Annotated in this window: 12 protein-coding genes; 6 read left to right on the forward strand and 6 right to left on the reverse strand. The window is 66.3% G+C overall.

Features of this window, described 5'->3' with window-relative positions; all coding sequences use genetic code 11:
- Positions 1-79: 79 nt before the first annotated feature.
- Both ACIP0B_RS14765 and ACIP0B_RS14770 read right to left on the reverse strand, forming a co-directional pair.
- The gene (locus ACIP0B_RS14765) at positions 80-1,561 is read right to left on the reverse strand and encodes a methyl-accepting chemotaxis protein (protein ID WP_400833031.1); all 1,482 of its coding nucleotides are present in this window, start codon (positions 1,559-1,561) and stop codon (positions 80-82) included.
- Between the two features lie 131 nt (positions 1,562-1,692).
- Positions 1,693-2,499, reverse strand: coding sequence for a TatD family hydrolase (locus ACIP0B_RS14770; RefSeq protein ID WP_400833033.1), 807 nt, complete (start codon positions 2,497-2,499; stop codon positions 1,693-1,695).
- A gap of 235 nt (positions 2,500-2,734) precedes the next feature.
- Between ACIP0B_RS14770 and ACIP0B_RS14775 the strand changes: the two genes are divergently transcribed.
- The 3 genes from ACIP0B_RS14775 to ACIP0B_RS14785 all read left to right on the forward strand — a co-directional run bounded on the left by ACIP0B_RS14775 (position 2,735) and on the right by ACIP0B_RS14785 (position 5,258).
- Entirely contained in the window at positions 2,735-4,156 is a 1,422-nt protein-coding gene (locus tag ACIP0B_RS14775; protein ID WP_400833034.1) for a transglycosylase SLT domain-containing protein, read from the forward strand.
- A gap of 112 nt (positions 4,157-4,268) precedes the next feature.
- On the forward strand, positions 4,269-4,703 hold the full coding sequence (locus tag ACIP0B_RS14780) for a DoxX family protein (protein WP_085578000.1): 435 nt from the start codon (positions 4,269-4,271) through the stop codon (positions 4,701-4,703).
- Positions 4,704-4,949: 246 nt separating this feature from the next.
- On the forward strand, positions 4,950-5,258 hold the full coding sequence (locus tag ACIP0B_RS14785; RefSeq protein ID WP_400833036.1) for a class I SAM-dependent methyltransferase: 309 nt from the start codon (positions 4,950-4,952) through the stop codon (positions 5,256-5,258).
- A 6-nt stretch (positions 5,259-5,264) separates the two neighbouring features.
- Here the strand turns inward: ACIP0B_RS14785 and greB are convergent, their stop codons facing one another.
- From greB to ACIP0B_RS14800, 3 genes are read right to left on the reverse strand one after another with little or no spacing between them, the layout of a single operon-like run.
- Positions 5,265-5,762: a transcription elongation factor GreB gene (gene greB / locus ACIP0B_RS14790; RefSeq protein WP_400833038.1), complete on the reverse strand. Its 498-nt coding sequence runs from the start codon at positions 5,760-5,762 to the stop codon at positions 5,265-5,267.
- A gap of 34 nt (positions 5,763-5,796) precedes the next feature.
- Complete coding sequence (locus ACIP0B_RS14795) at positions 5,797-8,301, reverse strand: ABC transporter permease (RefSeq protein ID WP_400833040.1); 2,505 nt, start codon at positions 8,299-8,301, stop codon at positions 5,797-5,799.
- Positions 8,301-8,984, reverse strand: a complete 684-nt coding sequence (locus tag ACIP0B_RS14800) for an ABC transporter ATP-binding protein (RefSeq protein ID WP_400833043.1) — start codon at positions 8,982-8,984, stop codon at positions 8,301-8,303. The genes ACIP0B_RS14795 and ACIP0B_RS14800 overlap by 1 nt, the downstream gene beginning before the upstream one ends.
- A gap of 10 nt (positions 8,985-8,994) precedes the next feature.
- Here ACIP0B_RS14800 and ACIP0B_RS14805 point away from each other — a divergent pair, with 10 nt between their 5' ends.
- From ACIP0B_RS14805 to ACIP0B_RS14815, 3 genes are all read left to right on the forward strand, one after another.
- Positions 8,995-9,600, forward strand: coding sequence for an arylesterase (locus ACIP0B_RS14805; protein ID WP_400833056.1), 606 nt, complete (start codon positions 8,995-8,997; stop codon positions 9,598-9,600).
- A gap of 57 nt (positions 9,601-9,657) precedes the next feature.
- Positions 9,658-9,951: a hypothetical protein gene (locus ACIP0B_RS14810; RefSeq protein ID WP_085577994.1), complete on the forward strand. Its 294-nt coding sequence runs from the start codon at positions 9,658-9,660 to the stop codon at positions 9,949-9,951.
- A gap of 175 nt (positions 9,952-10,126) precedes the next feature.
- Positions 10,127-11,098, forward strand: a complete 972-nt coding sequence (locus ACIP0B_RS14815; protein WP_400833045.1) for a L,D-transpeptidase family protein — start codon at positions 10,127-10,129, stop codon at positions 11,096-11,098.
- Between the two features lie 123 nt (positions 11,099-11,221).
- Here the strand turns inward: ACIP0B_RS14815 and ACIP0B_RS14820 are convergent.
- The coding region (locus tag ACIP0B_RS14820) for an Lpp/OprI family alanine-zipper lipoprotein (protein WP_400833047.1) at positions 11,222-11,410 on the reverse strand (189 nt) is incomplete at its 5' end.

An 11,410-nucleotide genomic window follows, 5' to 3' on the forward strand; every position in this document is an offset into this window, starting at 1 on the left:
ATCAAGGTTGGCTATTGAAGCGATAGGCGCCATGGCCGGGTTCGATGCCGCCCGGACTGACGCCTTCGCGATGTCTCCCCTACAGCTTCAGCTGCCCGATGGCCTTGCTCAGTTCCCCGGCCAGGGTCGCCAGCTCGTTGCTGGTGGTCGCCGAGTCCACGGTCTGCTGCACAGTGTCTTCGGTCACGTCGCGGATGCTCACCACCGCACGGTTCATCTCTTCGGCCACCTGGCTCTGCTGTTCCGCCGCCACCGCGATCTGCGTGTTGCTCTCGCGCATCTGCGCCACGGCGCCGGTGATTTCCGCCAGCGCTTCGCCGGCTTCCTGGGCCTGCTGCACGCAGTCGTCGGCCTTGTAGGAACTCTCCTGCATGAAGTCCACCGCATCGCGGGTGCCGGCCTGCAGCGCCGAGACCATGGTGGTGATCTCGTCGGTGGAGGTCTGCACGCGCTTGGCCAGGTTGCGCACCTCGTCGGCGACCACCGCGAACCCGCGCCCCATCTCGCCGGCCCGGGCCGCTTCGATGGCGGCGTTGAGGGCCAGCAGGTTGGTCTGTTCGGCGATGCTGTGGATCACGCTGACCACGCCGTTGATCTTCTGGCTGTCCTCGGCCAGGCGCTGGATCATTTCGGCGGTCTGCTGCACGCCGCTGGACAGCCCGGCGATGGACTGCTGCACCCGGCTCACCACCTGCTGGCCGCTGCCGGCCAGGCCGTCGGCGGTCTGCGACAGGTCGCGGGTGGCGCCGGCGTGCTGGGCGATGTGGTGGACGGTGGCGGTCATTTCGTTGATGGCCGTGGCGGCCTGGTCGGTTTCGCTCTGCTGGCCGAGCATGCCGTGGCGCACCTCGTTCATGCTCGATGCCAGGCGTGCCGCGCCGACGTCCAACTGCCGCGCAGTGTTGGCGACCGTGGTCACCACCCGCTGGTAGCCGGCCTGCATGGCGTTGAAGGCGTTGGCCATCTGGCCGACCTCATCCTTGCACGCCAGCGGCACCCGGGCGCTCAGGTCGCCGGTCTTTTCGACGTGCAGCATCACGTCCTTCAGCGTGTTGAGCTGGCTCAGCAGAAAGCGGATCAGCAACTGAGAAGCGCCGAGCATCGCCAGCATCAAAATGAACACCGCCACCGCATAGTTGGCGAAGCGTTCGCTGAACACCTGGCTCATGCTCGGGCCGTAGGCGATGACCGCCACCTGCTGGCCATCGGCGCGGCCGAACACTTCGGCGCCCATCAGCGGGTTGTCGCCGAACAGCGGCAGATGGTTGATCTCGACCCAGCCGTTGCCGTCAGTGATCTCCAGCAACGGTTGGTCGTTGAGGCGAGGGGCTTCGCCGCGTTTGAACGTCAGCACCTGATCGGTCTTGGGCAGCGCTTGCCCGGCCGGCCAGGCCTTGAGCAACTGCGCCTGCGCCTGTGCGGACGCCTGTGCAGCATGGCTGCGGGACTGCTGTTCCAGTTGCACGGCATAGAGCACCAGCAGCAGGGTGGTGACGAAGGCGACCGCGTTGACCGCCCAGAATTTGTATTTCAGCGAGATATTGCTAAGCCAGGCACCCATGGAGGTCTTCTCTGATAGCGGAAACAGTTTTGGCAAGGTGCCAGCATTGTGCCGGTATCGTGGGCGCGGAATCTTGATGTGCATCAAGGCCTGGTGTTGTAGGAGCCAGCAGGCTGGCTCCCACAGGGTTGTCAGGGCAGGGTGGGCAGACCGTAGAACGCCCGGGCGCAGGCAGTGGTGTGGGCGGCCAGGTCAGCCTCGGTTTCGCCGCGGTGCAGGGCGACTTCGCGCAGCACTTCGGTGAGGTAGGCCGGCTCGTTGCGCCCGTTCTTGGGCTTGGGCCGCAGGCTGCGCGGCAGCAGGTACGGCGCATCGCTTTCGAGCATCAGGCGACCGCGCTTGATCTCCTTCACCAGCGGGTGCAGGTGGGTGCCGCGGCGCTCGTCGCAGATCCAGCCGGTGATGCCGATGTGCAGATCCAGGTCGAGGTAGCTGAACAGTGCCTTCTGTTCACCGGTGAAGCAATGCACCACGGCGGCGGGCAAGCGGTCGCGGAAGTCGCGCAGGATCTCCAGCAGGCGCTGGCTGGCGTCGCGTTCGTGGAGGAACACCGGCAATTGCAGCTCGGCGGCCAGGGCCAGGTGTTCTTCCAGCACCTTTTCCTGCTGCGGTCGCGGGGAAAAGTCGCGGTTGAAATCCAGCCCGCATTCGCCCACGGCCACCACGCCCGGTTCCTTCAGCAGGGCGTGCAGGCGCCGTGCGCTGTCGGCGTTCCAGTCGCTCGCCGAGTGCGGGTGGATGCCGGCGGTGGCGAACAGCCGTTGTCCGCTTGCATCCAGTTGCCGGCACAGTTCCAGCGCCTGTTCGCTGCCCTCGATGCTGGTGCCGGTCAGCACCAATTGGCAGACGCCGGCGGCGTAGGCGCGGTCGAGCACGGCCTGGTGTTTGTCGGCGAAACTGGGGTTGGTCAGGTTGACGCCGATGTCGATGAGTTGCATGGTGCTTCCTCGGGCCGAAGGCCGGAAAGCATATCAGAGCCGTAGATTTATAAGAAAAGCCAAGAACTACAACACCTTATGGCTGTCTGTTGAGGCCGCGGGACAGGTTGGGCTGGCAGCAATGCCATCACTGTGCCAGTCTTTCGCACTTTGCCAGCGCTTCAGGCGCTCTGTTTTCGTCGGCGCTTTTGCCCGTTCCGGGTTGAAGGTGCCCCCTGTTCTTTCCGGAGAGTGGATGGTTCGTCCCTCGGTGTTGCTCCTGCTGTGCGGATCGTTGCTGCTGCCGATGACGGCGGCGGCGCGCCTGCCTGGCCCGTTGCAGGCCGTACCGGCCGCCAAGGTGCGCGACCTGGCCGAGATCCGCAGCAGCCGCGTGCTGCGGGTGCTGGTCAACCAGAGCCGCAACAGCTCCGGCGAAGTCCAGGGCCAGGCCATCGGCGTCGAGTATCACCGCTTGCGCGCCTTCGAGCAGTACCTCAACGGCCACGCCCGTGACGGTCAGGAAATCAGCCTCAAGATCATTCCCAAGGCCAAGGATCAATTGCTCGGCGCGTTGCAGCGGGGCGAGGGCGACCTGGTGGCGCCGGGGGAACTGCTGGATCTGCAGCCCGGCCACGCGGTCGCCAGCAGCGAGCCGATCGCCAGCAACGTGCCGCTGGTGCTGGTCGGCATCAAGGGCGAGCGGCGCTACACCAAGGTCGAGCAACTGGCCGGCAAGACCCTGGCCCTGCCCACCGGCAGCGCGGCGGGGGAGGCGGTCGACCGGCTCAATCAGAAGCTCGCGCTGCACAAGCTGGCGCCGATCAAGATCGAGTGGGTCGACCCGACCCTCGCGGTCGAGGACGTGCTGGAGATGGTGCAGGGCGGCATCTTCCACCTGACCGTCGTCGAGCAGCCCATCGCCGAGCGGTGGGGCAAGATCCTGCCCAAGCTGCGTTTCGACCGGCAGTTGATGATCAGCGAACCGGGCGAGGAATACTGGTTCGTGCGCCGCGATGCGTCGATGCTGCGGGCGAGCATCGACCGCTTCCTGAGCGGCTACAAGAAGCCGGCCAACGAAGACGCGGCGTTCCTGCGCATCTACCGCCGTCTCTATCAAGTGCACTATCCCTTGGCCAAGGCCGACCGCCAGCGCCTGGAAAGCCTGCGCCCGACCCTGCAGAAGCACGCCGAAGCGCAGAACATGGACTGGCTGAACCTGGCGGCGCTGGCGTTCAAGGAATCGGCGCTGCAGCCCAGCGCGCGTGGTGGCGGCGGGCCCACCGGCCTGATGCAGATCACGCCGTCGGCCGCGCAGCGGGTGGGCGTGGGCAACATCCAGAATCTCGATGGGAATGTGCAGGCCGGGGCCAAATACCTGGCGATGATCCGCCGCAAGTTCTTCAACAGCCCCAAGCTCAACGAGCGCGAGCGCATGGCGTTCACCCTGGCCGCCTACAACATCGGCCCCGAGCGCGTGCAGGGCATGCGGGCCGAGGCCCGGCGGCGGGGCCTGAACCCCAACCAGTGGTTCTTCCAGGTCGAGCGCATCGCCATGGAGCAGGTGGGAATGGGGGCCGTCAGCTATGTTAATAGCGTGAACAAGTACTACTTGGCGTTCGACCGGGAGCGGGAGTCGCTGGAGCCCCGGGGACAGAAAGTTGTCTCACGCAAATGATCTAATAAACTGATTGTTATGGCGGGATTTTTGCGCTTTTAACATGTGATTTATTGATTAATATGGCGACCAACCCACACACATCTCCCCCAAGAAATTAAGGAACGCAAACATGAGCTCTCTGATCAACAAGGTACTGTTCACCCGCGCCGGCTACGGCCTGACCGTTCTGCGCATCGCCGTCGGCGTGATCTTCGCCGCCCACGGCGCGCAGAAGCTCTTCGGCCTGTTCGGCGGCTACGGCCTGGCCGGCACCGCGCAGTACATGGAGAGCATCGGCCTGACGCCGGGCTACCTGATGGCGACGCTGGCCGGCGGCACCGAGTTCTTCGCCGGCCTGGCCCTGATCATCGGCCTGCTGGTGCGCCCGGCTGCGCTGGGGCTGACCTTCCTGTCGCTGGTGGCGATCTTCACTGTGCACATCGGCAACGGCCTGTTCATGGCCAACAACGGCTACGAGTTTGCCTTGGCCCTGCTCGGCGGCAGCATCGCGGTCCTGATCGAAGGGGCCGGCAAGCTCTCGGTGGATCGCGCCATCGCCGGTTGACCGCTCTGGAACACGGCAAAGGCCCGCATTGCGCGGGCCTTTTTTGTTGCGGCCGATTCTTGACACTGGCCAGTCACGTTCTCTAGGATGCCGCTCATGCGCCGATTTAAACAGCTACTTGCGGGGCGCCAGGTGACTCATCCAGTCGCCGTCAGAAGCCGGTCCGGGCTTCGAAATACCGCTAAAGCGCTGGTTCGGTGTTGCCTCTCACCTGCCATGCAGACTTTTGAGGCAGAGACACGACACATGAATGCACTTCGCCCTCCAGCACGTCCCGCGCCGATCACGGCACACATCACCCAGCGCAATCCAAAGATCCTGCTTGGCGGCAAGCATCAGCCGACGTTGCTGCGCTACCTCGATGGTTGGCCGCGCCGCAGCGGCGGCCCTGCCGCGTTCCTGATCCAGTTTGTCGAAGACGGCGAGTCGCTGGCGCGCTTTGCCGACGACAGTTTCGATCTGGCGGTGATTCAGGCGCCGGGTCGCGACGAGGCGCCGGAGATGATCCGGCAATTGACCCGGGTGGCGCGTCAGGGACTGATCGCCCGGCGCTGAGGCGCCTCAGGGATAGTCGATGGCGACGATGTACACGAACTGCTCGCCGGTCGGCGTCTGCACCCGCACCTCCGCGTCCAGCGCCTTGCCGACGAGGGCGCGGGCCAGGGGCGAGTCGATGCTGATCAGGCCCTGTTTCAGGTCCAACTCATCCGGCCCGACGATGCGGTAGCGCGACTGCTTGCCGTCTTCGTCCTCGATGGTGACCCAGGCGCCGAAGTAGACCTTGTTCGGATCGCTGGGCCTTTCGCTGACGACCCTCAGCGCCTCCAGGCGTTTAGTCAGGAACCGCACCCGGCTGTCGATTTCGCGCAGCATCTTTTTGCCGTAGGTGTATTCGGCGTTTTCCGAGCGGTCGCCCTGGGCCGCCGCTTCGCTCACCGCCTGCGTCACCTGCGGGCGGCGCACGTGCCACAGCTCATGGAATTCGGCGCGCATCCGTGCTTCGCCTTCGGGGGTGATCAAGGCGGTGCCGGCGGTGCGGGGAGGGCGGTAACGGCTCATGGCGATTTCTTGTGGGAAAGAGGGCTGGAGTCTATCAACCCTCGCGCAGCACTGTCAGCGGGCTTGAGTTGAGCGCCCGGCGGGTGCCGAACACCCCGGCGCCGCCGATCAGCGCCGCACCGATCAGCGGCAGCACCAGCAGCCACGGATGCGGGTGCCACGGCAGGTCGAAGGCGTAGCGGTACAGCACCAGGCTCACCACCTCCGAACCGATGGCCGCCAACAGTCCGCTGACTGCGCCGAGCAGGCCGAACTCGATCCGCCGTGCCTTGACCAGCACCTGCCGCTGCGCGCCGAGCGCACGCAGCAGCGCGCCCTGGCGGATGCGTTCATCCAGGGTGGCCTGCAATCCGGAGAACAGCACCGCCATCCCGGCGGCCAGCACAAACAACAGCACGTATTCCACCGCCAGGGTGACCTGGGCGAGGATGCTGCGCAGCTGTTCGAGCAGGGCTTCGACCTGCAGGATGGTCACCGCCGGGAAGGCCCGCGACAGCTCGACGATCTGCAGGTCGTGGCCGGGGGCCAGATAGAAGCTGGTCAGGTAGGTCGCCGGCAGGTCCTTCAGGGTGCCGGGCTGGAAGATCATGAAGAAGTTCGGTTGGAAGTTGTCCCAGTTGATCTCCCGCAGGCTGGTCACCCTGGCTTCGCGGTTGACCCCGCCAACGCTGAACACCATGTGGTCGCCGAGCTTGAGCTTGAGGCTCTCGGCGACCTTGCCTTCGACCGAAACGCCCGGCACCCCGTCCGACGGCTGCCCGCTCCACCATGCGCCGGCGGTGATCCGGTTGCCCGTCGGCAGCTCGGCGGCCCAGGTCAGGCTCAGGTCGCGCTGGACCGCCCGGTCGCCGGCCGAATCCTTGCTGACGATCTGCTGCACCGGTTCGCCGTTGATGCTGATCAGCCGCCCCGGCACCACCGGATAAAGCGGCGCGGCCTGGGCCGATACGTTGATCAGGTGGTCGGCGAAGGCTTGCTTGTCGGCCGGCAGGATGTTCAGGGCGAAGTAGTTCGGTGCGTTCTTCGGCAACTGGTTTTGCCAGGTGTCGAGCAGTTCGCCGCGCAGCAAGGCAATCAGCGCCATGGACAGCAGGATCAGGCCGAAGGCCAGCGCCTGGCCGGCTGCCGCCAGCGGATGGCGCAGCAACTGGCCCAGTCCCAGGCGCCACGGCAGCGGTGCGCGGGCGAGCAGGCGACGCAGGCTTTGCAGCAGCAACAGCAGCAGGCCGCCCAGCACCAGCGCCGCCGCCACACCTCCGCCCAACAGGGCGAACGTCAGGAGCAGATCCAGGCTCAGGCGCCACATGATCAGGCCGAGCGCACCCAGCGCAGCGCCATAGACCATCCAGGAACTCGACGGAATCGGCAGCATGTCCCGGCGCAGTACCCGCAGCGGCGGCACGCGCCCCAGCGCGGCGAGCGGCGGCAGGGCGAAACCGGCCAGCGCCACCAGACCGGTGCCGATCCCGGCCAGGGCCGGCAGTAAGGTGCCCGCCGGCACGTCGGCCGGCAGCAGGTCGTGCAGCAAGGCGAACAGCCCCAATTGCGCCAGCCAGCCGAGCAACGCGCCGCCGAGGCTGGCGAGCAGGCCAAGCACCAGCAGTTGCAGGCTGAACAGCACCAGGGTTTCCCGGCGTGACAGGCCGAGGCAGCGCAACAGGGCGCTGGCGTCGAAGCGGCGGCTGGCGAAGCGGTTCGCCGACAGCGCCACCGCCACCCCCGCCAACAGCACCGCGACCAGGCTGGCCATGTTCAGGTAGCGTTCGGCCTTGCCCAGTGCGCCGCCGATCTGCCGGTTGCCGTCGCGGGCGTCCTGGATGCGCTGGTTGGCGGCAAGTCCGGGCTTGATCAATTGCCGGTAGGTCTCCAGCGCCTGGGGCTGGCCGCGCCACAGTTCGCGGTAGCTCACCCGGCTGCCGGGCTGCACCACACCGGTGGCGGCGAGATCTTCGAGGTTGATCAGCACCCGTGGGGTCAGGCTGTAGAAGTTGCCCGCGCGGTCGGGCTCGTAGGTCAGCACCCGAGTCAGTTTCAGGGTTTTCAGGCCGACATCGATGCTGTCGCCGATCTTCAGGTCCAGCGCCGTCAGCAGGCGCGCCTCGACCCAGGCCTCTCCGGGTTGCGGTTCGCCGCCCGTCTCTTCGGCCGCGAACGGGGCGGGGGCGCTCCTCAGTTCGCCGCGCAGGGGGTAGGCCCGGTCGACGGCCTTGATGCTCGACAACTGAATGCCGTTGTCGGTGGCGATGACGCTGGAGAACTCCACCACCTGCGCGTGATCCAGGCGCAGGTCGGTGCCGCTCCTGATCTGTTCCGGGCGCGCCGGCGAGCTGCCTTCGAGCAACAGGTCCGCGCCGAGGAACTCGGTGGCGCGCAGCATCATCGCGCCGTTGAGGCGGGCGCCGAAGTAGCCGATGGCGGTGCTGGCCGCCACCGCCACCAGCAGGGCAAAGAACAGCACCCGCAGTTCGCCGGCGCGGGCGTCGCGCAGCAACTGGCGCAGGGCGAGTACGAACAGGCGCAGCAGCGGCAGATGTGCCATCAAGGCTCCAGGGGGGCGACCAGCTCGCCGGCTTCGAGGCGGATCAGGCGCCGGCAGCGGTGGGCCAGGCGTTCGTCGTGGGTCACCAGCACCAGGGTGGTGCCGCGTTCCTGGTTCAGTTCGAACAGCAGGTCGCTGATGCGCTGGCCGGTGTGGCTGTCGAGGTTGCCCGTGGGTTCGTCGGCGAACAGCACGTCCGGTTCGGCGGCGAAGGCGCGGGCGATGGCCACGCGCTGCTGTTCGCCGCCGGAGAGCTGGCGCGGCGAGTGGGCCAGGCGCTGGCCGAGGCCGACCCGCTGCAGCAGTTCGGTGGCGCGGCTGCGGGCGTCCTTGCGGCCGTCGAGCTCCAGCGGCAGCATGACGTTCTCCAGGGCGTTGAGGCTGTCGAGCAACTGGAACGACTGGAAGACGAATCCGACATGTTCGGCGCGGATGCGCGCGCGCCGGTCCTCGTCGAGGCTGCTCAGGCCCTGGCCGGCGAGGATGACCTCGCCGCCGCTGGGCAGGTCGAGCCCGGCGAGCAGGCCGAGCAGGGTGGACTTGCCGGAGCCGGACGCGCCGACGATGGCCAGGCTGTCGCCCTTGGTGAGGTCCAGGCTGAGCGGGTGCAGGATGGTCAGTTCGCCTTCCGCCCCGGAAACCACTTTGCTAAGGTTCTTCGCGGTGAGAATGCTTGCGCCCATGGAGGATCCGATGCGTGTTTGGTTTTTGAGTGCCGGCCTGGCCGTGATGTGCATGGCCCAGAACGCCGTGGCGGGCACCGTCCTGATCGTCGGCGATAGTATCAGCGCCGGTTTCGGGCTGGATACCCGGTCGGGGTGGGTGTCGTTGCTCGAACAGCGCCTCGGCCGCGAGGGTTTTGACGATAAAGTGATCAACGCCTCCATCAGCGGCGACACCAGCGCAGGCGGCCAGGCGCGCCTGCCGGCGCTGCTTGCGGAGCATAAGCCGGACCTGGTGATCCTCGAACTCGGGGGCAACGACGGCCTGCGCGGAATGCCTGCGGCGCAATTGCAACAAAATCTTGCCTCGATGATCGACAGCGCCCGCCAGAGCGGCGCGAAGGTGCTGTTGCTCGGCATGCAGTTGCCGCCCAATTACGGCAAGCGTTACACCGATGCCTTCGCGCAGGTGTACGGCAACCTCGCCGAGGAGAAGAAGGTTGCGCTGGTGCCGTTCTTTCTCGACGGCGTGGGCGGGCATCCGGACCTGATGCAGGCCGACGGTCTGCACCCGGCGGCCGGGGCCCAGGGGCGGTTGCTGGAAAATGTGTGGCCTGCGCTGAAACCGCTGCTGTGAGGCTTTTCTAGCGGCAGGCTTTCGGCTAATGTGGCGCCCCCCTAATTGGAGCCCCCGATGCCGCGCCCTGCCTGGTCCCTGTTTGCCTACCAACTGATCGAGCCTGACGAACAGCTGGATCTGTTCGCCTGCCAGGAAGTGAGGGTGCATCTGGTGGCGCGTCAGCTGGAGCTCGGCGGCTCGGTGGACCGGACGCTCTGCGGCGGCCTGTTGCCGGCGCAGCCGCGCTGGTCGAGCGTGGACCGCCGGGTGTTCCAGGATCAGCGCCTGTGTTCGCTGTGCCGGGCGATCCTGGAATCGCAGAAGCGCGGCACCTCGCCGATCTGGCCCGAGCTGCGCTTCGAACTCTAGGTTGCCTGTGGCGAGGGAGCTTGCTCCCGCTCGGCGGCGAAGCCGGCGCAAGTCCACGTGAACGCGATTTCATGGTCGCCCCGGCCGCCGCAGGTCTAGCATCTCCCCGAATTCCGCAGGCGCGGTGTACAATCGCGCTCTTGTACCCTTGTCGATCATGCGAAGGATTCTCCGGATGTTGCCGCGTCTTCCTGCCGTCACCCGCTGCCTGTCTCTTGCCGCCCTGTGTGTGGCTGGCCCCGTTGCTGCACTGGAATTTCCCCTGCCACCGCCCGGTGAAGACATCATCGGCCAGGTGCAGGTGATCAAGGCCAAGTACGAAGACACCTTCGCCGACCTGGGCACCACCTACGACCTGGGCTATTCGGAAATGGTCGCGGCCAACCCCGGCATCGACGCCTGGCTGCCGGGCGCCGGCACCGAGGTGATCCTGCCGACCCGCTTCATCCTGCCGCCGGGCCCGCGTGAAGGCATCGTCATCAACCTGGCCGAGTACCGCCTCTACTACTATCCGAAAGGCCGCAACGTGGTGTACACCTTCCCGTTGGGCATCGGCCGCGAAGGCTGGGGCTCGCCGATCGCCCACACCACCATCACCGCCAAGACCCCGAACCCGACCTGGACGCCGCCTGCCTCGATCAAGGCCGAACACGCCGCCGACGGCGATCCGCTGCCGAACGTGGTGCCGGCCGGTCCCGACAACCCGTTGGGCCCGTTCAAGTTCACCCTCGGCACGCCGGGCTACCTGATCCACGGTTCGAACAAGAAGTTCGGCATCGGCATGCGCACCAGCCACGGCTGCTTCCGCATGTTCAACAACAACGTGCTGGAGATGGCCGGCATGGTGCCGGTCGGCACGTCGGTGCGGATCATCAACGACCCGTACAAGTTCGGCCGCAGCGGCGGCAAGGTCTACCTCGAGGCGCACACGCCGCTGGACGACAAGGGCAACCCGTCGGTGGTCGACAAGCACACGGCGGTGATCAACGCGATGCTCAAGCGCGAGGACATCACCAACAACCTGCGCATGAACTGGGATGTGGTGCGCGACGTGGTCGCGGCCGAAGACGGTCTGCCGGTGGAGATCGCCGTGCCGAACACCTCGGCCCCGATGGTCTCCAGCGCTCCGATCGACCTGCAGCAGTAGGCCTGATGACGAAACCCGCCGACGCCTTGCGCGTCGGCGGGTTTTTTGTTGCCGGCAGAAAGCTGCGGGCACAAAAAAGCCGACCCAAAAATGGGTCGGCTTGATAACAATCCCGAAGGACTATTACTTGCGGCTAGCTTTTTCCAGCATGCGCAGAGCACGCTCGTTAGCTTCGTCAGCAGTCTGTTGTGCTTTTTGAGCAGCAGCCAGAGCTTCATCAGCTTTGCGGTAAGCTTCGTCTGCACGAGCTTGGGCCCGAGCAGCTGCGTCTACAGTAGCGGTCAGACGGGCTTCGGTTTCAGTCGTTGCGCT

This window comes from Pseudomonas sp. NPDC089534, assembly GCF_044749305.1.
In the GTDB taxonomy this organism is placed as follows: domain Bacteria; phylum Pseudomonadota; class Gammaproteobacteria; order Pseudomonadales; family Pseudomonadaceae; genus Aquipseudomonas; species Aquipseudomonas ekonensis.